Annotated in this window: 25 protein-coding genes; 17 read left to right on the top strand and 8 right to left on the bottom strand. The window is 34.1% G+C overall.

From position 1 onward, the window contains the following. From CACET_RS12885 to CACET_RS12870, 4 genes are all read left to right on the top strand, one after another. Complete coding sequence (locus CACET_RS12885) at positions 1 to 273, top strand: hypothetical protein (protein ID WP_044826444.1); 273 nt, start codon at positions 1 to 3, stop codon at positions 271 to 273. Between the two features lie 372 nt (positions 274 to 645). Beyond that, positions 646 to 1,596 (top strand): DMT family transporter, encoded by a 951-nt coding sequence (locus tag CACET_RS12880; RefSeq protein ID WP_044826445.1) that lies wholly within the window; start codon positions 646 to 648, stop codon positions 1,594 to 1,596. Positions 1,597 to 1,871: 275 nt separating this feature from the next. Beyond that, on the top strand, positions 1,872 to 2,630 hold the full coding sequence (locus tag CACET_RS12875; RefSeq protein ID WP_044826446.1) for a transposase: 759 nt from the start codon (positions 1,872 to 1,874) through the stop codon (positions 2,628 to 2,630). Between the two features lie 46 nt (positions 2,631 to 2,676). After that, a complete protein-coding gene (locus CACET_RS12870) occupies positions 2,677 to 3,165 on the top strand; it encodes a M48 family metallopeptidase (protein ID WP_052661595.1) in 489 nt (162 codons plus the stop codon). A 123-nt stretch (positions 3,166 to 3,288) separates the two neighbouring features. Here CACET_RS12870 and CACET_RS12865 read toward each other — a convergent pair whose 3' ends face one another. Both CACET_RS12865 and tnpA read right to left on the bottom strand, forming a co-directional pair. Continuing rightward, positions 3,289 to 4,386 (bottom strand): RNA-guided endonuclease InsQ/TnpB family protein, encoded by a 1,098-nt coding sequence (locus CACET_RS12865; protein WP_201774978.1) that lies wholly within the window; start codon positions 4,384 to 4,386, stop codon positions 3,289 to 3,291. Positions 4,387 to 4,390: 4 nt separating this feature from the next. Beyond that, a complete protein-coding gene (gene tnpA, locus CACET_RS12860) occupies positions 4,391 to 4,789 on the bottom strand; it encodes an IS200/IS605 family transposase (RefSeq protein WP_044826404.1) in 399 nt (132 codons plus the stop codon). Positions 4,790 to 5,043: 254 nt separating this feature from the next. On the opposite strand from tnpA, the gene CACET_RS12855 reads away from it, so the two are divergent. The 5 genes from CACET_RS12855 to CACET_RS12835 all read left to right on the top strand — a co-directional run bounded on the left by CACET_RS12855 (position 5,044) and on the right by CACET_RS12835 (position 9,594). Further along, positions 5,044 to 6,486: a DEAD/DEAH box helicase gene (locus CACET_RS12855; RefSeq protein ID WP_044824677.1), complete on the top strand. Its 1,443-nt coding sequence runs from the start codon at positions 5,044 to 5,046 to the stop codon at positions 6,484 to 6,486. A gap of 513 nt (positions 6,487 to 6,999) precedes the next feature. After that, positions 7,000 to 7,182: a hypothetical protein gene (locus CACET_RS12850; protein WP_044824678.1), complete on the top strand. Its 183-nt coding sequence runs from the start codon at positions 7,000 to 7,002 to the stop codon at positions 7,180 to 7,182. 119 nt (positions 7,183 to 7,301) lie between these two features. Continuing rightward, positions 7,302 to 8,054 carry a MerR family transcriptional regulator gene (locus CACET_RS12845; protein WP_044824679.1) on the top strand — a complete coding sequence of 251 codons (753 nt, stop codon included), beginning with the start codon at positions 7,302 to 7,304 and terminating at the stop codon, positions 8,052 to 8,054. A gap of 75 nt (positions 8,055 to 8,129) precedes the next feature. Next, on the top strand, positions 8,130 to 8,864 hold the full coding sequence (locus CACET_RS12840; protein ID WP_044824680.1) for an ABC transporter ATP-binding protein: 735 nt from the start codon (positions 8,130 to 8,132) through the stop codon (positions 8,862 to 8,864). After that, positions 8,851 to 9,594: an ABC transporter permease gene (locus CACET_RS12835; RefSeq protein ID WP_044824681.1), complete on the top strand. Its 744-nt coding sequence runs from the start codon at positions 8,851 to 8,853 to the stop codon at positions 9,592 to 9,594. Before CACET_RS12840 ends, CACET_RS12835 begins: the two co-directional genes overlap by 14 nt. Before the next feature lie 503 nt (positions 9,595 to 10,097). Here the strand turns inward: CACET_RS12835 and CACET_RS12830 are convergent. After that, complete coding sequence (locus tag CACET_RS12830; protein ID WP_044824682.1) at positions 10,098 to 11,429, bottom strand: MATE family efflux transporter; 1,332 nt, start codon at positions 11,427 to 11,429, stop codon at positions 10,098 to 10,100. Then, complete coding sequence (locus CACET_RS12825; RefSeq protein ID WP_044824683.1) at positions 11,426 to 11,902, bottom strand: MarR family winged helix-turn-helix transcriptional regulator; 477 nt, start codon at positions 11,900 to 11,902, stop codon at positions 11,426 to 11,428. Before CACET_RS12825 ends, CACET_RS12830 begins: the two co-directional genes overlap by 4 nt. Before the next feature lie 383 nt (positions 11,903 to 12,285). Between CACET_RS12825 and CACET_RS12820 the strand changes: the two genes are divergently transcribed. Then, a complete protein-coding gene (locus CACET_RS12820) occupies positions 12,286 to 12,471 on the top strand; it encodes a MerR family transcriptional regulator (protein WP_044824684.1) in 186 nt (61 codons plus the stop codon). A gap of 277 nt (positions 12,472 to 12,748) precedes the next feature. Further along, a complete protein-coding gene (locus CACET_RS12815) occupies positions 12,749 to 13,030 on the top strand; it encodes a hypothetical protein (RefSeq protein ID WP_242846921.1) in 282 nt (93 codons plus the stop codon). Positions 13,031 to 13,110: 80 nt separating this feature from the next. Here the strand turns inward: CACET_RS12815 and CACET_RS12810 are convergent, their stop codons facing one another. The 3 genes from CACET_RS12810 to CACET_RS12800 are packed head-to-tail and all read right to left on the bottom strand — an operon-like array spanning position 13,111 to position 16,734. Next, positions 13,111 to 13,575 (bottom strand): (2Fe-2S)-binding protein, encoded by a 465-nt coding sequence (locus tag CACET_RS12810; RefSeq protein ID WP_044824686.1) that lies wholly within the window; start codon positions 13,573 to 13,575, stop codon positions 13,111 to 13,113. Then, positions 13,568 to 14,410 (bottom strand): FAD binding domain-containing protein, encoded by an 843-nt coding sequence (locus CACET_RS12805; protein WP_044824687.1) that lies wholly within the window; start codon positions 14,408 to 14,410, stop codon positions 13,568 to 13,570. Before CACET_RS12805 ends, CACET_RS12810 begins: the two co-directional genes overlap by 8 nt. Continuing rightward, entirely contained in the window at positions 14,407 to 16,734 is a 2,328-nt protein-coding gene (locus tag CACET_RS12800) for a xanthine dehydrogenase family protein molybdopterin-binding subunit (protein WP_201774938.1), read from the bottom strand. Before CACET_RS12800 ends, CACET_RS12805 begins: the two co-directional genes overlap by 4 nt. Positions 16,735 to 16,996: 262 nt before the next feature. On the opposite strand from CACET_RS12800, the gene CACET_RS12795 reads away from it, so the two are divergent. The 4 genes from CACET_RS12795 (at position 16,997) to CACET_RS12780 (ending at position 21,768) form a co-directional block, all read left to right on the top strand. After that, the gene (locus tag CACET_RS12795; protein WP_044824688.1) at positions 16,997 to 17,932 is read left to right on the top strand and encodes a YIEGIA family protein; all 936 of its coding nucleotides are present in this window, start codon (positions 16,997 to 16,999) and stop codon (positions 17,930 to 17,932) included. After that, the gene (locus CACET_RS12790) at positions 17,919 to 18,119 is read left to right on the top strand and encodes a capping complex subunit for YIEGIA (protein WP_044824689.1); all 201 of its coding nucleotides are present in this window, start codon (positions 17,919 to 17,921) and stop codon (positions 18,117 to 18,119) included. Before CACET_RS12795 ends, CACET_RS12790 begins: the two co-directional genes overlap by 14 nt. A gap of 1,370 nt (positions 18,120 to 19,489) precedes the next feature. Continuing rightward, entirely contained in the window at positions 19,490 to 20,314 is an 825-nt protein-coding gene (locus CACET_RS12785; RefSeq protein WP_044824690.1) for a pentapeptide repeat-containing protein, read from the top strand. Positions 20,315 to 20,439: 125 nt separating this feature from the next. Next, entirely contained in the window at positions 20,440 to 21,768 is a 1,329-nt protein-coding gene (locus tag CACET_RS12780; RefSeq protein ID WP_044824691.1) for an aminotransferase-like domain-containing protein, read from the top strand. A 166-nt stretch (positions 21,769 to 21,934) separates the two neighbouring features. On the opposite strand, the gene cooS is transcribed toward CACET_RS12780, so the two are convergent. Next, the gene (gene cooS, locus CACET_RS12775; protein WP_044824692.1) at positions 21,935 to 23,839 is read right to left on the bottom strand and encodes an anaerobic carbon-monoxide dehydrogenase catalytic subunit; all 1,905 of its coding nucleotides are present in this window, start codon (positions 23,837 to 23,839) and stop codon (positions 21,935 to 21,937) included. A 433-nt stretch (positions 23,840 to 24,272) separates the two neighbouring features. Between cooS and CACET_RS12770 the strand changes: the two genes are divergently transcribed. Then, positions 24,273 to 24,572, top strand: coding sequence for a metal-sensing transcriptional repressor (locus tag CACET_RS12770; RefSeq protein WP_052661387.1), 300 nt, complete (start codon positions 24,273 to 24,275; stop codon positions 24,570 to 24,572). 107 nt (positions 24,573 to 24,679) lie between these two features. Further along, complete coding sequence (locus CACET_RS12765; RefSeq protein ID WP_044824693.1) at positions 24,680 to 24,895, top strand: heavy-metal-associated domain-containing protein; 216 nt, start codon at positions 24,680 to 24,682, stop codon at positions 24,893 to 24,895. The last annotated feature ends 193 nt before the right edge of the window (positions 24,896 to 25,088 follow it).

The following is a 25,088-nucleotide window of genomic DNA, read 5'->3' as shown; positions in this document are numbered from 1 at the left end:
ATGGCAGGAAATGAACCTCTATGTTTAGTTTTGCAACATGAGATAGATGAAGCCTGTCAAAAGAAATCAGGAAAAAATAAAGAGCATGGTAGGGGTTATGTAATTAGAGCTATAGAGCTATTTAAAAAATTCAATACCGTTTTCAGGTTGGGTCCGCTTATTGACTTGTTTCCGAGAACGGATGAAAACTATAATAGTACCGTGGATATATTACCACCAACGGAAAATATCTCAAAAATAACTGTGGACATACTCCCTATGACGGATATATAAGAAAATTCACTCAAGACATCGAGATGAACCTACCGGCCATGTTAAGTGTGTTGCGTTAATAGAGAAGATTTAATTAGAATTTTAAAAGGACTTCTTAATTGGAGAAGTCCTTTTATCACTATATTGTGACATAGAATCGTCCCCTGTCACTCGGACATATAATTAACAACTCTCGGATCTTTCAAATCAGCCTTCATTTGTCTGTAAAATTGCAGGTTGCATAGAAATAGGAGTGTGCTAATAATTAATTCTGTGAGTATATCTTACTTCATTGATAAAATGATATAATAAATGTGAAGAAGATGTTATGAGGATTGTTGGTATCCTCTTCAGTTATCTAAATACATAAGTTAAGGGGGTATAAATGCTTATATGGGAAAAATTAAACCGAGTAAAATTAAATATGTATCTTACATAATGCTTCAAAGTGTGGTCTATGGTGTTGGAAATCCCTTGACAAAGGTAGCCTATGAAAGTATCACACCATTTTGGTTGCTTACCTTTAGATTTTCCATAGCACTATTTATCTTCTTTGTTTTTTTTGGAAAAAGTGTAATCGCCCAACTGAAAACAGCTAAGTTCTCACAATATTTTCCAGCAAGCTTATGTATGGCTCTTGCCTATATAACCTGTAATTTGGCATTGAATTGGACATCTGCTACCAACGTTGGGTTTCTAATGTCTTTACCGGTCATTTTTACACCGCTGCTTGGCATCGTTATTCTTCGCCAGAAATATGACTTCAGATATTTGCCTCTACAAATAATTGTAATAATCGGATTGTATTTACTTTGCAGTAATGAAGGAGGATTCACGTTAAATAAAGGCGATGTTTTTGCTCTAATTACAGCTCTAGCACTATCGGGCTCATTGGTATTTGGCAAAAAATCGTTGGAATCGCTTGATGCTATTACTATTTCAGCTACGCAGGCAGGTGTTACAGCATTTATGAGCATTATTTGTGCATTGGTGTTTGATGATTTTAATATAGTGCCAAATATCTCACCAGCGGCCTGGGGAGTAATTGTTTATTTAGCGTTGACATGCACTTGTCTTGCATATGTATTACAAAATTCGGCATTAGTATACCTCTCCTCCAATACGGTTTCAATGCTTCAATGTACACAACCGATTTTAACTGCAATATGCTCATTCATTGTTCTTAGAGAAACAATGAGCTTTCGAGGAATATTAGGAGGGTTAATAATCATTGGTTCCATCTTGGTCGCCAACTTATTAGAAACAAATGGAAAATCGCATCAAGCTACAAAAACTGGTGATAAAGATTACATTGGTGATGGAATTACTGCTACTCCCAAGTAAGGGAAGAACATTATTATCTTGCCACTCAAAAAGGGTAATAGCGAAATTTAAAAGCACTAAAATAATAGTATTATGTAAGAAAAATCATAATTTGCAAAAAAATCTTGAGCTTGATTATATCCATGTTTTACAAGTGCCTCGTGGAGATTGGTATTGAAAAAGGTAGGCGATAGAAAATCTATGACACTAAGTGACACTAAGGGACGGTTCTGTTGTGTTCTCTTGTGTTGATAGCACCTCTGGTCTGTGTTAAACTTAACTAGAGGTGATTGCCTATGCCAAGAAGAGCAAGGGAAAAAAGTAGTATAGGAATATATCATGTGATGCTTAGAGGAATAAACGGACAAACAATATTTGAAGATAATGAAGACTATCAAAAATTCATTGAAACAATTAAGAAATATAAAGAAATATGTGGATATGATATATACGCTTATTGTCTTATGAGTAATCACATACATCTATTGATTAGAGAAGGGATAGAGGATTTAGGAATAGTATTTAAGAGAATAGGCGTAAGGTATGTACACTGGTATAACTGGAAGCACAAAAGAAGTGGTCATTTATTTCAAGATAGATATAAAAGTGAGGCAGTTGAAAATGATAAATACTTTTTGACAGTACTTAGGTATATACATCAGAATCCAATTAAAGCAGGTATTGAAAATGATATAAGAAAATATCCATGGAGCAGTTATAATGAGTATTTAACTAAGAATGTCATATGTGATACAAAGTTTATATTAAGTATTTTTGGAAAGGATGAGAAAAAAGCTATAGAATTATTTAAAAAATTCAATATGGAAGAGAATAACGATAAATGCTTTGAGTATGAAGAACGAGTTAAAATAGATGATACAGAAGCAACAAAAATTATAATAGAAGTAGCTAGAGTAGAAAACACAATACAAGTTCAAAGTATTGAAAAAGAAATGAGAGATAAAGTAATCAAAGAATTAAAGAGCAGGGGACTATCAATAAGACAAATAGAAAGATTAACTGGAGTTAGTTTTGGTGTAATAAGAAAGTTATAGCACGCTAGAACCGTCCCTTTGTGTTGTGTTGGAAGGAGTCGTAGATATGGAACAACAATCTGAAATTAATTGTTATTATTTAGGAAAGTCTTATCCTTTATATACAAAAGTGGATTCGTCAATAAAAAAGCTGACTATACAATGGGATGGCAAAGTTTTTATATGTATTAGTCCACAAGAAGGAGAAATTAATATTACCAATGCACTTGAGAGCTTTTATATAAAAGCTTGCAAAAAATTAATTGAAGAAAGATTAAAATTATATCAACCACATTTTAAAGTAAAATACAAATCCTTCTCCATAGAAAATCATCAAACTAAATGGGGAAGTTGTAGCTCAAATAGGCACTTGACTTTCCATTGGAAACTGATTCTATTTCCTCTCAATGTCATTGACTATGTTGTTATACATGAACTTTGTCACCTAATACACATGAATCATGACCGCTCCTTTTGGAGATTGGTGGGCAAGATTCATCCCAAATACAAAGAAGCAATGGCTATTTTAGGAACGACAAAAACTAGAGAGATTTGACACTCCCACAGCTAAAGCAGTGGGATTCTTGAGTGATTAAACCGAAGTACATTTCTGCTATCGGAGTATGACCTCAAGCTTAGGGTATGCCATTACCCCTCCTAGAGCAGTACATATAGTACCCTAGGCTAGTAGACTTTTACCATCTACTACAGGTGCATTAATTATATTTATAGCACCTACTCTATCCCTATGTGTTTTAAAACCACAGGAGCATTTATATTTTCTATCTCTTGCTTTATTTAGTTTCTTACATTCAGGGCATATTTGAGAAGTGTATTTAGGATCAACATATTCAACCTTTATCCCCTTCAATAGTGCCTTATACTCTATGAATTGAGCTAGACGATAGAATGACCATGTATGTAGATTTTTTTCGTTTTTACGGCTTGTTCTTGCCGTGTTTCTGATATTCGTTAATTTTTCAAGCCGAATATCAGAAACATTATTATTTACTGCAAAATTAATTATTTCTCTACTTACTTTGTGGTCTTGGTCTGTCATCCAACGTTGTTCTTTATCATCAAGCTTTTTAATGACTTTAAGCTTCTTGGCTTTTCCAAGTTTTTTACGTTTCGCTTTATATTTACGTTTGACGTATTTATTTTGCCTACCGTTTCCAAAAAAAAACGTTTTTCCTGAATCGGTTACAGCTACAGCAGGAACTTTTAGGCCTAAGTCAACACCCATTACAACATCACCTTTAACTATATGAGATACTTTTTCAACACTTATTTGAGCGATATATTTATTGCTTTTCTTAGTTATACGCAATGCTCCCAAATGACCTTCTAGTTGTTTTAGCTGATAGTCTGTCATGATAGTTCTAGTTTGAATACGCTGCGATTTCCCATCTATAATAACGGGAAAACTAAGAATACCGTCTTTAAGTGAATAATTTTGATTATTCCATATACAGACAGGTTTTTTAAGGGTAGCTACATTGATTACTTTTTGTTTATCAGTAGGCAGTTTGGAATTAGCCTTGATAGCTTTCTTGTACTTAGTACAGATACTTTTGGCATCTCTAATAGATTGATTTTTCACTGCACTTGGCATATTTGCAAAAACATCTTTAGATGATAGCTTTACTCTTTCTTCTGATTGGAGCGTAGATGAAACAAGGCTATTAACAGTATGGATATATTCTTTTGATATAGATTCTATTAGTTGTACTTGTTCTTTTGTCAAAATAATATTAAATTTTACTGTTATCTGCATTGTTTCACCCCCTTGTTTTTTGTTCTTCAACATATCGTTTTATAGTTTCACTTGATACATTTCCTGCGGTAGATACAAAATAGCTTCTTGTCCAAAGACTTGGCAAATGTCGCAGATGTTTAAATTCCTGCCTTAATAATCGAGAAGTCACTCCTTTCACTTTTGCCATTATGTCTGCTGGACTTAAATGAGGAAGTGCATTGACAAAAAGATGGCAGTGGTCTTTATCACATTCTATTGCCAAAATTTCTATTTCAATGTCTTTACAAATCTCATTGAGAAGCTGTTTAAATTTTATTTCAACTTCTCCAACTAGAACTTTACGTCTGTACCTTGGACAGAAAACAAAATGATAGTTTATTAAAGATACTGTTGTTTGTGTTCTTCTATAATCTTGTCCCATATATTTATAGTATCAGTTTTAAACTGAAACTGCAACAAGAAGATTAAAAGAAACGCCTTTCATCCCACGATTGAAACCGTGGGCTTTCAGGCGAATTTACTGTAAGTAAAAACTGGAGTGTAGAAATGATACAATCAACAGTAGAAATGGTTAAAGGCTGAACTGGAAACTGAGATATACTAACAAAGAGAAAATAATGTAGTTATATAATGGATAATATAAAAATAAAACCCTCATAAGAAAGAGTTGATCAGATGACGAAATCAAGTTTTAGTAATTATAAATTAAGTAGTGAGTTGCTAAAGGCTATTAGTATGTTAGGTTTTAAGAAACCTACTAGAGTCCAAGAAGAAGTTATACCAGTTTTATTAGAGAACAAAGATATAATCGTGAAATCCCAAACGGGAAGTGGAAAGACTGCATCTTTTGCCATACCAATTTGTGAATTGCTAGATTGGGATGAAAATAAACCTCAAGCATTAGTGATTGTGCCAACACGAGAGCTTGCAGTTCAAGTTAAAGAAGATGTTTTTAATATAGGTAGGTTTAAAAGGGTAAAAGTACCTGCGATTTACGGGAAGTCTCCTTTTCACCTTCAACAAAAGGAACTTAAACAAAAAAGTCATGTGGTGGTTGGCACCCCTGGTCGTATTATAGATCACATCGAAAGAAAAACCTTTGATACATCAAAAATTAAATACCTTGTAATAGATGAAGCTGATGAAATGCTTAATATGGGGTTTATAGAGGACTTAGAAACGATAATTAGCAATATACCAAGAGATCGTGTGACAATGTTGCTATCTGCTACCATGCCAAAGGATATAGAAGATCTATGCAAAAAATATATCAAAAATCCTATCCATGTTGAAATAGAAGAAAGCTCAACGATAGATAGAATCTGCCAAGTAAGATATAACATAGAAGAAGAAGAGAAGATAAACCTTCTAGAAGAGATAACAATAGTAGAAAACCCTGATAGTTGTATCATATTTTGTAATACAAAGCAAAAAGTAGATGATGTTTATGACAAACTATCAAATCTACGGTATACTTGCAAGAAGATTCATGGTGGAATGGAACAACAGGATAGATTAAGGGTGATGAAGGATTTCAAGCAAGGTTATTTTAGGTATCTGGTAGCAACAGATGTTGCTGCTAGGGGAATAGACATAGATAATATTACTCTTGTAATTAATTATGATATACCTCAAGACAGAGAAAGCTATGTTCATAGGGTAGGTAGAACTGGACGTATAGATCGAGAAGGCAAAGCAATTACTTTTGTAACAAAATATGAAAATAAATTTTTAGAAGATATACAGCGATATATTGGGCAAGAAATTCCTCTTGAAAAAAGACCGGGGAAAGAAACTATAGATAGCTATAAACAGGAATTTCATAAAAAAATCAATACTAGACCAGAAGTGAAAAAGGAAAAAGGTGAACTTCTAAGTAAAGAAATTATGAAATTACATATAAATGCAGGTAAGAAAACGAAGATGCGACCAGTAGATATTGTTGGCACTCTTTGCAGCATCAATGGTATGACAGCAGAAGATATAGGGATCATTGATATTCTTGATGTATCTACCTTTGTTGAAATATTAAATAATAAAGGGGAATTAGTTTTTCAAGAATTACAAAATATGAATATCAAAGGGAGGCCCCGCAGAGTTAGCAAAGTAGAGATGTGAATCTTTATAGAGATTTGAAAGGACGAAAAAATGGAGGGGACTAAAAGAAATAATATTAAAATAGGAATTGCTGTTATGGTTGTACAAAGCAAGATTAAAGTAAAGGGAAATTAAACAAGAGGGGATGGCGGAAAAACGTTTAATGAAATGCTTCATTTCCTTTTTTATTTTAAAAATAAACTTGCTATCAAAACGCATGTGGAAAAAAGATCATGTTAATAGTTGCATGGATATGTTCCCACATATGGAGGGTACAAAAATCACCCTATGACATCAATGCCATCAACTCGAGATATGTGAAGATAGAGCAAATTTAGAAGGATTTATGTGTTCCCTCGGACTAATATGTTTGGGGGAAATTTTATTTTAAGGAGCGTGCTTTTACGCATAACTAGAAGTATTTGGTGATTAATTATTTTGATTGACAGGATAATAAGATCTTGCCAATATAAAAACAAAGTCGATAGCAAAGAGTAGTTTTTATGTTTTTTTGAATCAAAAGAGACACATTATATGGAACTATTAGCCCATGAAAGGCAAGAAATTGAAAAAAAGGTTTGGAGGCCAAAGATGAAAGAGCATATCATAGAATTGGTTGCTGCATACCCAGTTGATATTGCAGAATTTGCTATCACATCTGGCTTGGAAGAATATGAACAGATGGCGAAACAAACGCTAGAGGTAAGTGAAAACTAAAAAAGAATTTGTAGCTGTGCGTCTAACAAAAGCAAATATTTAAGTTAAAACATTCCACTATAACACCAGACTTTTATTGAATGGTATAATTACAAGATATTAGGAGGTGACATGGATAGATGAAAACATATAAAACTTCAGATATTGCACAAATAATAGGAATACATCCTAATACAGTTAGACTTTATGAAGCATATGAGCTTATACCAAAAACAGAACGCAAAAAAAATGGGTATAGAGTTTTTACAGATTTTCATATAGAGCAATTCAAACTGGCACGAATCGCTTTCGAAGTAGAGGTGTTACAGAATGGCCTACGTAAAAAGGCAGTAGAAATTATTAAATTATCAGCGAAAAAGAAATTTGATGAAGCTATTTGCCTTGCTGAAGATTATTTGCAGCAAGTCAGAAAGGAGCAGATAAATGCTGAAGAAGCCATTGAAATTGTAAAGGAAATGTTGTCAGACACAGTTATTGGAGATGAAACAGCCAATTTATGTCTAACAAGAAAGGAAGCAGCTGACTATCTACAGATTACAATAGATACTTTAAGAAACTGGGAATTAAATGGTCTTTTGAGAATTAAGCGTAAGAAAAATGGATACCGGATATATACAGAGAAAGATGCCAAACGACTGAAAATTATACGTTCGCTTCGTTGTGCTAACTATTCTCTTACGGCAATTTTGCGTATGTTAAGTGCACTATCTAGGGATCCTAAAACAAATTTAAAAATGGTGATAGATACACCTCAAGATGATGAAGATATTGTTTCTGCCTGTGACAATCTATTAACGTCATTGAGAATTGCTGAAAAAAACATGAAAACTATATTAGCACAACTTTATATCTTTAAAAAAGATTTTAGATAACCCTACACTTTAACACCAGACTTGTTTCTGGTGTTAATATTTTGGAGTAGGATAAAAAAAGGAGGAGTGATGGACATGGAAGTAACTATTAAGGTGGAAAATTTAACAAAATCTTATCATGATGTTAAAGCAGTAGAAAAGATAAATATTACTGTTTATCGTGGTGAGGTTTTCGGATTGTTAGGTGCAAACGGAGCAGGAAAAAGTACAACGATTGAATGTATCTTAGGTACGAAGAAGTATGACAGTGGAGCTGTATCTGTTTTAGGGATGGAACCTCAAAGGCATCGTAAAAAGCTATTTGAGAAAGTAGGTGTTCAATTTCAAGAAGCAAACTATCAAGATAAGATAACTGTAGAAGAACTTTGTAAAGTTACTCAATCACTTTATAAGACTACTTCAGAGTATATGGATTTATTAGGTAAATTTGGACTTTTAGATAAAGTCAAAAGTCAAGTTAGTGAGCTTTCAGGTGGCCAAAAGCAACGATTATTTATTGTACTTGCCCTACTTCCTGCCCCTGAAGTAGTGTTTTTAGATGAGCTTACAACGGGCCTAGATGCAAGAGCAAGGCGTGATGTATGGAAAGGACTTTCTGATTTGAAAGCTAAAGGCTTAACTATATTTTTAACCTCTCATTTTATGGATGAGATAGAGACCTTGTGTGACAAAATATGTATTTTGAAAAAAGGAAAAATTATTTTTATGGGAACAGCAAAGGAAGCAATTGAATCGAGTCCTTATGAGAAGTTTGAGGATGCATATCTTTGGTATACTGATGAGGAGGATTTAGAAAATGAAAGCATTTAAAACGATGTTTAAGACAGAATTAAAGTTATCTGTACGTGGAATGGATATGATTATTTTTGCTATTTGTATGCCAGTAGTAATAATGGTTATTCTGGGTATCATTTACGGAGATAGACCTGCATTTGATGGAGCCCAGTACACATTTTTAGAACAGTCTTTTGGTGCCGTGTCAACAATTGCCATTGCAGCTGGTGGGGTTATGGGACTACCATTAGTAATAGCGGATTATAGGCATAAAAAAATACTGAAAAGATTTAAAGTAACCCCAACTAGTCCAACACTTATACTTGCTGTACAAGTACTGGTATATACAATCTATTCAATGGTTTCATTGGCCTTAATTTATGGGTCTGCATCGATATTCTTTGGTTACCAAATGGAAGGGTCATGGATCAAATTTTTTAGCGCTTACATTTTGGTATTGATATCTATGTTTAGCATTGGCGTTTTAGTGGGAGGTGTAGCTTCGAATATTAAGACAGCAAGTGTTTTAGCAAGCGTTTTATACTTTCCTATGCTTGTTTTTTCCGGAGCAACTCTACCCTATGAGATTATGCCGGTTCCACTTCAAAGAGTAGCTGATTTTATGCCTCTAACTCAAGGGATCAAACTTTTGAAATCTACATCGTTAGGAATTCCGGTTGCAAATACATGGTTTCCTATACTTGTGATGAGTTTACTTGCAACAGTATGCATATTCTTTTCAATACGATTCTTCAAGTGGGAGTAGTTCGTTGAATAATTTGTTATACAAGAAACTGCTTTATTATTGTTTTTAACCTGATTATAGAGAGATGAGATATTCATCTCTCTATCAACCCCAGGTACTGCGAGGTCTTGGTGAAGATTGAGAGAATGAAAGGCTGATGAATATAAAGCTTCTGAGGAAATTCGAAAAAACTACAATCAGATTTACGAGCTGTGCAAGCAGTCGGAAGAACCAGTATATTTGACCCAAAACCTCAATGAGATTTTGTAGATGGAGACTTGATATTATCATATGTATGCTGCTACGTGAGGGTAGCAATTAGATAATGATCAGCATTCATCAGGAAGCAAATGAGACTGAGTGCAACAATTAGATTACATATACTACCCAACCTTCAGTATGAAAAGGAAACTTGTTATATTAAAAGTTGGGTATATGATTAAGATATATTCAAAAGGTTTCTTTTAGAAAAACGATTTAAAATAAAAGTATTTTCTGCATTGAGTATGGCGGCTGATTTATGGTCAAATATATCCATACTGCTTTCTTTTCTTTAGAATAAACCCAAGTGTAATAAAAAAGGCAATCCCATCTGCCAGCACAACAGTCAGCCAAACCCCATTAATTCCTATAATTAATGGCAAGGTAAGGATAATCACCGTAGGCAGTAAAAGTGTTCTTAGAAAAGATAAGGTTGCAGAAACTGCTCCGTTGCATAGAGCAGTAAAAAAAGCTGACCCGAATATACCAACGCCAGTAAAGAAAAATGATAGTGAATATAGCCGGAAACCTTTATTCGTAAAAGCGGCAAGTGCAGTGTCACCTCCGGAAAAGGAGGATGCGATGAAACTTGAAAATAACTGTGCTAGAATCACCATGACGAATGATACAACGGAAACAATAACAATGCTTTTTTGAAGCAGATTTTTCAACTCCTCCTTATTGCCAGCACCATAATGGAAACTGATAATCGGTGCTGTACCAATGGAAAATCCTATAAAAATTGCTACAAAAACAAAACTTACATACATAATAGCAGAATACGCCGCTACGCCAGATTCTCCGATAAGCTTCATCATTTGCAGGTTGTAAAGTACCGTAACAAAGGACATGGATATGTTTGTTACCATCTCTGAAGAACCATTCAAGCAGCTTTTAAGAAGCATTCTAGGATATAGTTTGGTTTTGGTAAAATACAGTATACGATTTTTATGTACAAAAAAATAAGCAATAGGAGTCACACCCCCGATAATATAGCCGCTAACTGTTGCCCAGGCTGCGCCTGCAATTCCCCACTTGAATACATATATAAATAAAAAATCCAAGAAAATATTAGTAATACCTGAAACCACAGTCAATAAAAGACCGAGTTTAGGTTTTTCTGCTACAATAAAAAAGGTTTGAAAAGAAGTTTGAAGCATAAAGAAAACGCTGCCCAATATTAGAATGGAACCATAGGTCACACAATCTTCAATTAATAAATCGCTTGCACCAAGTAAATACGAAATTGGGCGAATCAGTACAACGCATATCGCTGATAAAACGATACCGCAAGCAATAATGGCAAGAACCAAGGTGGTAAAATACTGCTTTGCTTCATCTATTTTTCCTTCACCTAGAGACGTTGAAATAACGGCACTGCCTCCGGTACCAAGCATAAAACCAAAAGCACCGATGGACATAACCAGGGGCATAATGATATTGATAGAGGATAGTGCGTTACTGCCTACAACATTGGATACAAATAATCCATCTACTACGCTGTAAATGGAAGTGAAGATCATCATTACAATGGAAGGTATTGTGAATCTTAATAAGTGTCGATAGTTAAAATGATCTGATAATTGAATTTTCATAAGTCCCCCTTTGTTTCTTCGGATTGTTGTTTTTGTAAAATGTCTGCTAAATTTTTTTGTAACCCATTGAGGTAATCTTTGGAACCTTGAATCAAAGCAGTCCGTGACGATTCGCTCAGTTCCATAAAGGTTTTTTCCTCTGCTGCAAAGATAACATCCAAATGTTTTTTTGCAAAAGCTTCTCCTTCTGGTGTTAAGTGAATCTGTTTACTACGTCTGTCTTTCTCGGAAGGATGTAAAGTAATCATTCCTTTTTTATTCAGCACTTTTAGTGCTGAATTAACGGTTTGCTTACTCATAGACCATTGTTTACAGATACTTTTTTGTGTGCATCCATTTTGGGATTGACGGATAAAATATAAAGTCCAATGTGCACTTACGGAAAGTCCGCTTTGTATTGCCAGTTGAGTGAAAAAAGCATCTATCTCATTGGAGATAGCATAGAACTCCATTAATTGTTTGTGAAAATTCATAAAAACAACCCCTCCTAATAGTCTGATATCAGACTATATAGTAAACTAACATTGAAATTTTGTCAAGTGCAATATTCTGCTAAAATATTGCACTTGACAAAATTTCAATGTAATAGTAAAATGTTTTCCCTTACACTACAATTTGAAGGATTTTTTTAGAGTTATATATAGATAAACAACATCAGGACTTAATTTTGATATACTAAGGGCTACATTTGCAGCCCACAGTTTTGGGGCGAAACCGTAGACCGTGTATATCAAAATTAAAGTTTGAACTTGCGTATCTATATTATAGTACAAAAATATTTTTATTCTAATTAATTTGACTCTTACCGAAGGTTTACCGTAGGGAAAAATATACAATTTAAGGAAGGGAAGTATTTATGGAGTATACAGTGAAAGAAGTTGCTGGATTAACAGGAACTACGGTGAAAACATTACATCACTATCATAAAGTAGGTCTGTTAAAACCATGTAAAGTTACAGAGGCTGAATATAGAATTTATGGCATAAAAGAATTAGAAAGATTACAGCAAATAGAAATATATGCATTAAAGAAACATAAGTAACATCAATGAGAATTATGACTAGCATGAAGGTTATTAATGAGAGATTAAGATGTAGTACTAGGATTTAAAAAGGAGAGTGAATAGGGGAGGATTCCTTTTGTTCAAGGGGGGAGAGCAATATAGGTTTTATTGTAAAAAAGCTATCGTTTCTCAGTTTAAAAAGATTTGCCTAAAAACTTAATGAACTAGGTGGTGAGCTCCTGTGTTTATAAATTGTATAACTATAAAATTATAATGGCATCATATAACTACAGGATTAATCATTACTGAAGGAGGTATGCATGCAATGCAACAAAATCAACAGGCTCAACAAGCAGCTGAAATGGCACAGCAAACAATTCAGCTGGCATTAAACTCAATTCAACAAGCAACGCAAGTAGCTAACCCTTATGCTGTTCAACTGGCACAACAACAACTACAACAAGCTACGCAACAGCTAGAACAAGCTCAAAATAGTGCTCAACCAGCTCAAAAACAACAATTTCAATTGGTTCACCAACAGCTGCAACAGGCTCTTCAACAACTAGAGCAAGCACTACAACTACAAAACCAATCATAATCCAAAAGGCACCTAAGGTATTCCCAATAGGTGCCGCTAGTAATATCTCTTTCCCAAAGAAGTATTAAGGGATAAAGTCTTTACTCTATGGATTCGTTAGACAGTACTGATTTTACAGCATCTTCAATTTCCTTATAACCAGTACAACGGCAAATATTAGATTCTAAGCAATCTTTGATTTGGGCATCATCTGCATTTGGATATTTTTTAATTAATGAGTGAGAATTCATAATAAATCCAGGGGTACAATAACCACATTGGAAGGCAAATTTTTTAATAAATGCCGTTTTAATAGGTACATTTTGAAGCCCTTCCACTGTAGTGATCTTTTTCCCAACAGCTTCTATAGCAAGCATTAAGCATGACTTCATCGCTTCACCATCTACTTCAATAGTACAGGCACCACAATCACCATTTAAACAACCAGGCTTCGCTCCAGTTAAACCTAATTGTTCCCGGAGAACATACAATAATGTATCAGCGTGGCGTATATAGACTGAACGCTCTTCACCGTTTATATTTAAAGTGATTTCTGATTTATACATTTTCCATTCCCCCTATAGTATCCAGAATATCTAGTAATGTATTCTTCAATACAAACATTCTATAACCTTCGGACCCTTGAACATCATTCAAAACAGGCGCTGGTATATATTGCATTGCTTCTGCAATTTTCACTTCATTAGATAATTCTTGATTATTTAGGCTTTGTTCCATATTCTGATTACGAAAGGGATAGGAACATAAGCCGCTGAAGGCGAATTTGATATGTTCATTTTTTTTCAGGGCAGCAACCGTTATTAGGGGATAACCAACATCCCAGTGTTTTCGTTTTTTGATACATAGAGAAGGTAATTCAATCTCTTTCTCATCTGTGATGACTTGAACCAGTAGTTCGCCTCTTTGTAATTTTAGAGTTTGATCAAATATCTGATTTATTGGTACTTGTTTTAAACCAGTTGGGCTGGCGATTACCATTTGGCTATCTGTTAGCAAAAGTGGTAAAATTGTTTCTCTATATATAATGTTTGCACATATATTTCCCCCTAGGGTTATTTTATTTCTAGCTGTATGGTCAGCAATTTCTACTATTGCCTTACTTAAGAAGGGAAAATATTGTTTTTCCCGAACCTTAGTTAGTGTTTGTGCTGCACCAAAAGTAATTTTACCTGCCTCTTTAGTTAGCACAAGACATTCGGGAATCCCTTTAATATCAATGACAGCGCCAGTCTCGATTCTATTGGATCTTCCTAAAGTAATGATTTCTGTACCCCCAGAAAAAAAGACTGGCTCCTTGCCTTGTTCATCTAAAGACTGAAATAATGATGTTGCTTCGTCTATTGACGAAGGCTTATAATACTCGAAATCATATGTAATCAATTTTTATTCACTCCTATCTTCTGCATCCAAATCGATTCAGGTGTAAGAGGGAGTTTATTTAACTCTACTCCTGAAGCTATTGACAAGGCATTTGCTAGCGCTGCTGGCATACCTATTAATCCATGCTCTCCAAGACCACGGGCTCCATAGGCACTATCAACATGAGGTGTTTCAACAAAATTAACAATATATTCTGGATGATCACCATACCTGAAAGGAGTATAGGTACGAAGACGAGGATTAAGCACTTTTCCACTTTCATTAAATATGAAGGTTTCACTGCTTCCCAAATTTAAACCCATTTCCATAGCACCCATCACTTGTCCCTCTGCTAATTTCATATTTAGTACCTTACCTGCATCAATAACAGAGTAGGCTTTAAGTATTTTATAAGTATAATCTCTTGTATCAAACTCTATTTCAACCCCTTGAGCACCGACTGTATACTCAGGACCAGGGCGTCCTATACCAGTCTCGCGATCAAGATGTGTTAAATGTCTTAACATATATTGGCCTCGTCCAATTACCTGACCACCAATTGCATATCCATGTGGATACTTATATCCATAACAAATATCTTTTATTTTTATAAAAATATCAGGTTCATCTTTCGCATATACCATTTCATTTCCTACCTCAAGGTCATCAGGTGAACACATTAGCACCCGTGAAGCAATATCCTTTAGTTGTACAATTACGTCATCGGCTGCCTTCAATAGTGCCCTACCGGCCATCAGAGTACTTCTACTAGCCACGGTTTTCCAATGCTCGGGTATTATTTGTGTATTTACTTCCATCTTGACATGTATTTTATTGATATCCATTTTTAGCTTTTCTGCTAATAATTGAGCAAGTACCGTTTTAGTACCCATCCCTATCTCGACAACTCCAGATTCGATATTTACGCTGCCATCCCTATTAAACATTAAAACAATTCCAGAACTCGCTTCGCTATCAATTGTTGAAGTCTTCCAAATACAACTAATTCCTTTCGCACGGACCTTTCGATCATTTATTTGAATTATTTGACCTTCGTTCCATTGCATTAACTGCTTCAAGGTTTCAATGCAATTAGGCAAATTACCAACTGTACTTTCATTAAGATGAATTTGTGTTGGAGTAGTATGCCCTGGTAAAATTGCATTTTTCATTCGAAGTTCTATGGGATCCATTTTAAGTTTTTTAGCCAGCATGTCCAGGGCTCTTTCAAAAACAAATAAGAGCTCTGAATGTCCAAATCCTCTATAGGCAGTTACATATGGGTGATTTGTATAAACACATAAAGAATCGCATTTTAGGTTATCAATGCGGTAAGGACCCGTAGAAGTGACTGCTGCAGCTCTGCTTATTGTTGCACCTTTGTCGGAATATGCGCCTGTATCAAAGGTATATAAAATTTCTGCTGCAGCTAATTGTCCATCCTTTGTTGCTCCCAGTTTAATATGGGCATCCAGACCGATATGTACTGGTGATGTAATCATGTCTTCTTCTCGTGTGTTCAATAACTTCACTGGTCTGCCTCCAACAGCAGCTGATGCCATATATGCAATCAATTCTAGCTGAACGGGAACTTTTCCACCGTATGCTCCGCCAACTAAAGGGGTGTTGACTATGACTTTTCCTTCTTCAAGCTGAAAGTAATCTTTCATTAATTTTTTTATCATATATGGAGACTGAGTAGCAGATGTAAAGACAACATAACCATCTGGACGAATTTCTGCTATAACACATCTTGTTTCCATAGCTATATGATCAGATTGAGAAAAGGAGAAATCAGCCTCTACAGTTACATCGCTAAATTTCCAACCTTCTTCCACACACCCCTTCCGAATTTTGGTGCGATCTGCAATATTCGTATTGGCCTCAGGATAAACATGCTCTATTTTTTCGTATATTGCTAAATTTTCATGGACTAATGTAGCATTTGGAAGGAGGGCATCCTTTGGAGAATTCACAACTGGCAATTGTTCATATATAACTTCCACTAGTTCGGCGGCTCGTTTTGCCTGGAGGGTAGTATCTGCTACTACAGCAGCTACCGGCTCCCCATGATACCGTACCTTATCATAGGCAATTGGAGGTCGATCTTGAATTTCTTCTCCTGTGAGTGGAAAGGGCTGGCCAACAATAATTCCTCGTATACCTGATACTTCCAGTGCCTTGGTGGAGTCGATGCTTATTACTTTGGCATGTGCATAGGGACTTACTACTAGCTTGATATGCAACATATCTTTACTTGAATAATCATCTGTATATTTAGCTGCACCCGTTACTTTTTCAAGAGATTCTTTCCGAAAAACACTTTTCCCAATGCTCAAACTCATGAAATTCATCCGCCTTTAGTAAAATATTGTATATCTTGAAATACACTCCTTATTATTACTTTTGAAAACTTAATTTATTCCTTGCAATGCTCAAAATCACCATATCATTGTAAGGTATAACTCTTTGCATAAAAATTTTTTATTTAACTAATTATATTAATGTAGTCTCTAAGATTAGAATTATGATAGTTTCATGCACTATCTTTTCCAAAAATTTTTGAATGATCGCTATGACGAAATTAACTAGTTAGGAGTTTTAAAAATGCCAAACAACAATGACGTTATTTCAGCTGAAATGTTAACTCTTATTATAACAGCCACGCTTATTGGAGCATTAACTCGGATAGCATCAATTAAATTGGACCACAGGCAGTACCCAAACTATCCAAATGGCTATTTAATTCATATAGTAACAGGAGGACTTGCGGCTGCAATAGGGGCATTTATCGTACCAGCATTAGTTGCAAAGGAATTCACAGCTGTTACCTTTCTAGCCTTAGGAATCCAACATTTTCGAGATGTTCGAAAAATAGAAAGAGAGAGTCTTTTAGATCTTGAAGGTGAGGAGTATGCAAAGCGTGGCGAAGCCTATATTGATGGAATTTCAAAAATATTTGAAGCACGTAACTATATAGCATTGTTGGTTGCCTTTACTACAGGACTAACGATCCAGCTACTTCAAAGCTTCGGGGATGTTTCATGGTGGATAGAAGTTATATGTGGCTCTTTGACAGGACTTATCTTATATTACATACTTAAATCATTTACGAGACGACAAACTATAAAAGATATTGCTACTGTAACTAAAGGCAAAATTGAAATTAAGGGCTCAGATTTATATGTTGATGATATGTTTGTGTCCCATGTAATGGGTAGAGAGGAAGCAAAAAAGTGGTTTTTAGAGGATGGACTTGCCGCTATCATCCATCCGAAACATGATCACTACCAAATTCCTCTTCTAAACAAAGGACAACGACAAGCTGTACTATTTGAAGTAACGCGTAGGATGGGACAGAGAAAAATATATAGTGTTCAAGATATAAATAGCGGTAAACTTATTATTGTATTAGTTCCCGTTATCAAAAATTTTGATCTATTAGAAGAAACAATTGTACTAACACCTTTATTAGAAACGGTGAAAAAGAATCCTCAATTATTAAACATAGAAAAGGAGGGGAAAGCTAATGGGCAAAAATGAAGGACAAATTAAAGGTATTTTAGCTTATGTGACAACTGATAAAAGTCGATATTTAGGTGGCGATCCCTTGGCATTATTAGTTAAAGATAAAGAAGAATTAGTTAAAATATCTGATACAATTGCAGAAACATTTTTGGCTGATATTGTAGAACTCAGCAGTGGAGATTATTTAATCATAAAAAAATAGTAAATTGTCTTATTAAGGTATTAAATACATAGTAAATACATGATAGTACCGTATCTGGAAATGAGTATACTGTTGAAAAAATAGAAGTTCAAACTAGGGATGGAAATAGTAGAAAACAAACCAACTGTGTTGCATTTTTTCGAGATAACTTACCTTTAACCCAAAGACCTGCTAATGAAAATTAGCAGGTTTTCCTTAATGAGTTAGGAGGGGGGAGAACTTATGAATAAAAGTTTGCTGTTGGACTGGGCAGTGAGAATTAGAAGTGAAAGTATAAACCTGAAAGAAGGGACGGAGTTATTGCTTTTCCTGATATAAATGAAGTCTATTGGCGACTTGTATTGCATCAGGAATCACCTTGCGTACGATTATCAAACATCCTACTAAGTCTATTATGGATTTAAAAAGGCTGTATAACAAGCTATATCCTTTTATCCGCAATTGGATCTTTTTATTTTTCTAAGATAAAGGACAACGGCAGAAACTAGTATATTCAACTAGAAAAATATGTATAGTTAAGAATTTTAAAATAGTTGTCTTAACAAAGGGACCGCTATAAGGATTTATAATCCCATTTTTCACAGTTAAGGAAATAAAAAGCCTAGAATTCCTTGTAAAATAAGAAACCTTATACTTTTATAATTCATCAAAAATTGAGTAATGGCTTCACTTTAGAGTTGTCTTTGTTTTTACCGAAAAATGTCGGAAATCGTTGGCAGTTCATTGGTATAATTATATATTATGTATACAATACTAGACAGTCAAAAGTTATCTAAAATAACTCTTTCAAGCAGATCTATGTATCCTTAAGTTCTGACAAATAAGGAAAATAAACCTTTTGAAAGAGTTACTAAAATAGATTAGTATACTCTTTCAACTGAGACTAATGATATGATTAAATTACTTTATAAAATTTAAAAGAACAATAGAAATTGCTTGCCAGACAAACTTCTTTTAATTGGTTGTTATTATCATAAAGAAAAGAAGTAAGTCATAGATGGATTTAGCTATGAATTTTGGTGAACTTGTATTACCAACTTAATCTAACTTAACACGTATTGTATTCAGTACAAAAATTATTACTAGTTTATTAAGGCTATAAAATTTTTGCAATAAATTAACATTTTATAGGATATATACATAAATGAAGCTTAAGAGAGGGATGGCTTAATATACAGAGCTTACTGTGGATTTTATTTAGTATTTTAAAGGATTCTTAAATTTTTATGCAGAAACATACTTATAGTAAAGGATGTTTCTTGTAGTGTTTTATATCAAACGAAAAATGTGACATATAATTAGAGATGGTATTATTAAAAGTTTAAATTACATGATTAAACTATGAAATACAAATTTGAGGAGACTATGGTATGAAGGTACATGAAAAAAACAAAGAAAGATTAGAGCAATTTAAAGTAGATTGCTCAAAATGCAGTGGTTTATGTTGTACAGCATTATTTTTTTCAAAAATAGATGGTTTTCCAGAGAATAAAAAAGCAGGTAAACCTTGCACAAAACTACAAAGTGATTATCGTTGTAAGATTCATCATGAATTGGAGAAGCGTAATATGAAAGGTTGCATAGGATATGACTGCTTTGGGGCAGGACAGCATGTAACACAATATATTTATAAAGGTGAGACATGGCAAACCTCACAAGAGCAATCAGAAGAAATATTTGATGTTTTTGTGATTATTTTTCAACTATATCAAATGCGTTATTTCTTAGAAGAATCAAAAATAATAATTCCAGCAAAAGAATTATGGAGTGATATTCAAAATTTGATTAATGAAAATGAAGCCCTATGTAATTCTACTCCACAAAGTATCCGTGATATTGATATTGAGAGTTATAGAAACAAAGTTAATATCATCTTAAAGCAAGTCTGTAATTATATTATAAAGTTTTTTAAAGATAGTGATAATAAGGATATAACAGAGTTCTTAGGAAGAAATTTTAAAAAAAGAGATATGAGTGGATTAGACCTAGGCATGAAATTATTAATTGCAAGTAATTTTGATAGTTGCATATTTGACGGAACAGTTTTTTTAGGCGCTGATACAAGAGATACGAATTTTAGTAATTCTGATTTAAGAGAGGCTGTTTTCTTAACACAAAGACAAATCAATTCTGCTAAAGGAAATAGAAAAACAAAACTACCAGGGCATTTAGATTATCCAGTAACATGGAAGTAATAAATAAAGTAAATTCCAATTTGTAGAGTCAATAATAACAGGAAAAGTTTAGTATAATTAAGATAAGAAATATACAGACAATCATAGGGAAATTTTATGTAGTAATTATAGAAGGGAGAATTGACTTGAATAAATATACTTCGATTGTTGACTATATAAGAAATTTAGCACAGGAAAAGAAAATAAAAACAGGACAGAAACTACCTTCTATAAGATCACTTGCAGATAAATTTCAATGTAGTAAGTTAACTGTAATTAGAGCCTATAAAGAATTAGAGCAGGATCACTTTATCTATTCTGTCCCTAAAAGTGGATATTACTTGGTATCAAAACATAAAGAAGAAGACTTAAGTAAATCAAACATATATTTTTCTACAGTACTTCCTGACATGAATATACTTCCCTACGATGAATTTCATCATTGCTTAGATCAAGCTATGGAAAAATATAAAATGCACCTGTTTTCTTATGGAGAAACGCGGGGCTTGCCTTCGTTAATCGAAACCCTTAGAAAACATCTCCAGAATTATCAAGTTTTTTGTAAACCTACTCAAATCGTCGTTACATCAGGCTCACAGCAAGCAGTAAGCATACTAACGAATTTGCAGTTTCCCAATGGTAAAAACACGATTTTAGTAGAAAACCCTACCTACGATAGAATGATTAAAAGCTTACAGCTGCATTCAGTTAGAACGATTGGAATAGATAGAAACTTTCATGGAATTGATCTAAATAGATTGGAGAGAATTTTTCAAGAAGAAGATATTAAGTTTTTCTATATAGTACCTAGATTTCATAATCCCATTGGAAGTAGTTATTCAATGGATGAGAAAAAAGAAATTTTAAGATTAGCTCAAAAATATGATGTATATATTCTAGAAGATGATTATCTTTCAGATTTAGATACAGATTCCCGCAATGATCCTATATATTCACTAGATACCAGTGATAGAGTTATTTATCTAAAAACATTTTCTAAAATCTTATTGCCTGGATTAAGAATTGCAGCAGTAGTTTTACCAGAAATACTAGCACCTCAGTTTTTAACATATAAACAGTGGACTGACATTCATACTTCGATTCTTCCACAAGGTGCCTTAGATATATATATCAATAATGGAATGTTCAAAAGATCCGTAACACGATTAAGACGTATATACGAGAATCGTATGGATTACTTAAAAAGTATTTGCAATAATTTTAATCGTGAAGTTTTAGATGCCAATATTCCGCATACCGGATTTTTTCTTTCTATGAAATCACCTAAACCTATACAATATGATGTGATATTACCTGAACTTGCTAGAAAAGGTATTATCCTTAAAGATATTCGAGAAAGTTATTTGGAAAAAAATCGTGAAATGAACTTAATAAAAATTAGTATTTCCAAGACAGATAATCAACAAATTAAGGATGGTATGCTTAGTATCTATAATTATTTTCTAAATCAATGAAAAAGCAAGTTCAGCATTACTTAATGCTAACTTGCTTTTTTACTAAATACTTTACTGGATGAAGATCTTCAAGTTCTATAAAAGAATTTGGAATCAGGTGGAGGGGGGGAGAGGGCATTTCCACCTGATTCCTTGATATTAGCCTTAACTAGAGGAGTTTATCGATTTATGCTTCTGCTGCTAACCCTAAAGTTTCTCGTTTTTCTTCAATTCTTTCAATCATCTGCTGTGCTGCTTTGTGAGGGTCAGGTTCTACATGAAATTTTGCTCCTACTATATCTTTTGCCTTGTTCGTTAATATATCAACAACTAGATCACTACCTGTTACTGGAGGAACCACCCCAAGCCAAGTATCAATACCTGAAGTAACTACATAGGTTCCTATGGCAATAGCTTTTTCTGACATCCATTCTGGTGCTGCACCAACTACCGGCAAATCACTTATATCTACTTTTAATAGCTTAGCGAGCTCAGACACTAGCACAAGTATGCGGCTTATATCAACACAGGAACCCATATGGAGTACTGGCGGTATATCTACTAGTTCACATACTTTTGCAAGACCTTTTCCGGCAAGTTTTCTTGCTTCTTTACTCATCAATCCAGCTTTTGCTGCTGCTTGTGCTGCACATCCCGTAGTTACAACAATAACATCGTTTTTGATTAATTCTTTCATAAGTTCCACATGGCCATAGTCATGCTTCACTTTTGGATTATTGCACCCAACAACCCCCGCTGCTCCTCGTATAACACCAGAAGTTATACAGTCAGCAAGAGGTTTTAATGTTCCGCCCTCATCTATTTGTGAATTTACAACTTTATCTAATTGTTTTTTTATAGCTTCAACACTATATCCAACTACTGCGGGAGATTTCGCTTTGGGTATAAATACTTTTTTTGCATCCCTATTTTTAAAATTCAAAATAGCTTCTCTCACAATCTCCTTGGCAGACTGCAGTGCCTTTCCTTCTTCAAACTCCATATGTGTTGCACCTGTAATTTTAGCTTTTGGAGAGGTAGTAATAAACTTCGTATGATAACATTTTGTCAGTGGAGCAAGGGCTGGAAATATACACTGCACATCTACGATAATAGCTTCTACTGCTCCTGTAAACACAGCAAGTTCTTGTTGATTTAAATTTCCTGCTATTTTCACCCCATGTCTCATAGCAACTTCATTGGATGTACAGCACATACCAGATAAATTTATACCTTTTGCTCCAACTTCCTCTACAAGCTGTAATAATTCTGGGTCTTCTGCTGCCAGAACCATCATTTCAGATAAAGAAGGCTCATGTCCATGTACGATAATATTTACCTGATCTTCTTCTAAGACACCTAAGTTTGCCTCTGTTTCTCTTGGAACAGGCATGCCAAACAAGATATCACTAAATTCTGTACCAATCATAGAACCTCCCCAACCGTCAGCAAGTGAGGTTCTCATTCCCTTGTGGATTAAATCCTTCGCGTCAGCAGCACATCCGATATGTGTAGAATGCATAATCGTTGCTATTTCCTTATCTATAGCACCAGTTCTTATATCATTCTTTTCCCATACGCTCTTTCTCTGCTCAGGCGCTCTTTCTAAGAACCGTAAAGTTCCAAAAGGTTTTCCAAATTCTTTTAATGCAATTTCAGCTACTTCGTGGGCGATATCATAGATGTCTCTATTTTCTATTTCTACTTCCCATTCTTTGGCTAAGTTTAAAAGTTTTTTCTCATCGGTTATTTTATAGTTCCCATCTCTCTTTGCCATATGTAAGACATGTGCTATATCTCTTCCGTGATCAGAGTGAGTAGCTGTTCCACCTGCAATCATTCTAGCTAAATTTCTAGCAATAATAACATCTGCTGTTGCTCCACAAATTCCCTTTTGTGCACCTTTATCTTTTGTGGGACTTATTCTACAGGGTCCCATGGCACATATCCTACAACAAAGGCCTTGCTCTCCAAAACCACAAGGTGTTTTCATGGCTTTTTTTCTGTCCCATAAAGTTTCGATTCCTTCGTTTGCAGCTTTTCTGGCAAGTTCTTCTGTTGCAGGATCAATCGAATAAATTTTTTCTTCCATACACGTATCCCCCTTCAGCATTTTTTAACTTCATAATCTTTTCCTTGATTTTCTTTAGTTCTCTAAATCTTCATTCCATACTTTTTGCTTAGATGTACGTTATGAACTTTAACATATTAGAGTGAAATTATAGGCTGTATATATTGAAATTCAGGTTTTAAATCATGCATATGTATTCAGCAGGAATGGTACTTTCAGTATAATGATAAGTTGACCTTATAAGCAAGGCAGGAAAAACACTTGTGTACCAGTACAGATAAACCATACTAATCAAGGTATACCTTAGTTAATATGCTATACTAAGGGAGAGTTACGACTTTTAAAAAAGCTTCAAAAAAATCTTTACATACCATTGGGAGGTATGGTATATTAAGTTTAAAGAAAATACAGTACATGGGTATAGTATTTTAAATTTAAGAGGAGAGGATATCTTATGAAAAAGAAAAAGGTTATAGCGCAATTGTTGAAATCTAAAGAAAACATTATGAATAAATTAAATAAGACGTTGGGCTTTCTTATAGAAGAGAAAAAACCTACAAGACTATCATTGGAAGACAAAGAAGCTATTATAGATTGTTTAAATAAGATAAAAAGGCAAAGTAATGATATTAAGTCCATGGTTGAAAATGATGATGACTACTACAATATAATTAAGCAAATTGAATATTATCGGAGAGGTTTAAATGTTGCAGAAGTACTATTGTCAAAAAGTCATTCTGTGCCATTACAGTAAGGAAAAGTCTTGCAGAGATTAAAGATATAGAAGACTAAACTAATTCTGGGCATGGTTCTATAATGTTTAGTTAAATAAATGATAAAAATTGAAAAGGTGATTATGAAATGACAAAGAAAGTACTAGTTGATGGTATGGAGTGTGAATATTGTGCTTCACAGGTTATGAAAGCTTTACTGGGAATTGATGGAATTAATTCGGTAGATGTCATTTTTTCAGAGAAAAATGTTATAGTTGAACTGTTATACGAAGTAAGTAATGATAAACTTGAAATAGCAGTAGAAGAAGCCGAATGTAAGGTAGTAGAAATTAAAGATTTATAAGGAGTAAGGGACAAGCAAAGGGACAAAAGTTAAATGTGAAATTGAATAGATCGTTATGCCGGTTAGGGTAAATCTGATATTGCCTTAACCGGTTTATTTTTGTTATAAGGTTATAACTGAGAAAGTTGACTCAAGAAAAACTTCATAGTATCTTCATACTTTTAATTTAGAATAAAGAGAAATTAGATATTAA

The sequence above is a fragment of the Clostridium aceticum genome (assembly GCF_001042715.1).
Lineage (GTDB): Bacteria > Bacillota > Clostridia > Peptostreptococcales > Natronincolaceae > Andreesenella > Andreesenella acetica.
The sequence above is the reverse complement of the archived record's forward strand: the minus strand, read 5'-3'. Positions and strand labels throughout refer to the sequence as shown.

Excerpts from the sequence above, each read along its gene's own strand:
- CACET_RS12885 (WP_044826444.1), top strand. The coding sequence starts at position 1 with ATGGCAGGAAATGAACCTCTATGTTTAGTTTTGCAACATGAGATAGAT.
- CACET_RS12880 (WP_044826445.1), top strand. The coding sequence starts at position 646 with ATGGGAAAAATTAAACCGAGTAAAATTAAATATGTATCTTACATAATG.
- CACET_RS12875 (WP_044826446.1), top strand. The coding sequence starts at position 1,872 with ATGCCAAGAAGAGCAAGGGAAAAAAGTAGTATAGGAATATATCATGTG.
- CACET_RS12870 (WP_052661595.1), top strand. The coding sequence starts at position 2,677 with ATGGAACAACAATCTGAAATTAATTGTTATTATTTAGGAAAGTCTTAT.
- CACET_RS12865 (WP_201774978.1), bottom strand. The coding sequence starts at position 4,386 with ATGCAGATAACAGTAAAATTTAATATTATTTTGACAAAAGAACAAGTA.
- tnpA (WP_044826404.1), bottom strand. The coding sequence starts at position 4,789 with ATGGGACAAGATTATAGAAGAACACAAACAACAGTATCTTTAATAAAC.
- CACET_RS12855 (WP_044824677.1), top strand. The coding sequence starts at position 5,044 with ATGACGAAATCAAGTTTTAGTAATTATAAATTAAGTAGTGAGTTGCTA.
- CACET_RS12850 (WP_044824678.1), top strand. The coding sequence starts at position 7,000 with ATGGAACTATTAGCCCATGAAAGGCAAGAAATTGAAAAAAAGGTTTGG.
- CACET_RS12845 (WP_044824679.1), top strand. The coding sequence starts at position 7,302 with ATGAAAACATATAAAACTTCAGATATTGCACAAATAATAGGAATACAT.
- CACET_RS12840 (WP_044824680.1), top strand. The coding sequence starts at position 8,130 with ATGGAAGTAACTATTAAGGTGGAAAATTTAACAAAATCTTATCATGAT.
- CACET_RS12835 (WP_044824681.1), top strand. The coding sequence starts at position 8,851 with ATGAAAGCATTTAAAACGATGTTTAAGACAGAATTAAAGTTATCTGTA.
- CACET_RS12830 (WP_044824682.1), bottom strand. The coding sequence starts at position 11,429 with ATGAAAATTCAATTATCAGATCATTTTAACTATCGACACTTATTAAGA.
- CACET_RS12825 (WP_044824683.1), bottom strand. The coding sequence starts at position 11,902 with ATGAATTTTCACAAACAATTAATGGAGTTCTATGCTATCTCCAATGAG.
- CACET_RS12820 (WP_044824684.1), top strand. The coding sequence starts at position 12,286 with ATGGAGTATACAGTGAAAGAAGTTGCTGGATTAACAGGAACTACGGTG.
- CACET_RS12815 (WP_242846921.1), top strand. The coding sequence starts at position 12,749 with ATGCATGCAATGCAACAAAATCAACAGGCTCAACAAGCAGCTGAAATG.
- CACET_RS12810 (WP_044824686.1), bottom strand. The coding sequence starts at position 13,575 with ATGTATAAATCAGAAATCACTTTAAATATAAACGGTGAAGAGCGTTCA.
- CACET_RS12800 (WP_201774938.1), bottom strand. The coding sequence starts at position 16,734 with ATGAGTTTGAGCATTGGGAAAAGTGTTTTTCGGAAAGAATCTCTTGAA.
- CACET_RS12795 (WP_044824688.1), top strand. The coding sequence starts at position 16,997 with ATGCCAAACAACAATGACGTTATTTCAGCTGAAATGTTAACTCTTATT.
- CACET_RS12790 (WP_044824689.1), top strand. The coding sequence starts at position 17,919 with ATGGGCAAAAATGAAGGACAAATTAAAGGTATTTTAGCTTATGTGACA.
- CACET_RS12785 (WP_044824690.1), top strand. The coding sequence starts at position 19,490 with ATGAAGGTACATGAAAAAAACAAAGAAAGATTAGAGCAATTTAAAGTA.
- cooS (WP_044824692.1), bottom strand. The coding sequence starts at position 23,839 with ATGGAAGAAAAAATTTATTCGATTGATCCTGCAACAGAAGAACTTGCC.
- CACET_RS12770 (WP_052661387.1), top strand. The coding sequence starts at position 24,273 with ATGAAAAAGAAAAAGGTTATAGCGCAATTGTTGAAATCTAAAGAAAAC.
- CACET_RS12765 (WP_044824693.1), top strand. The coding sequence starts at position 24,680 with ATGACAAAGAAAGTACTAGTTGATGGTATGGAGTGTGAATATTGTGCT.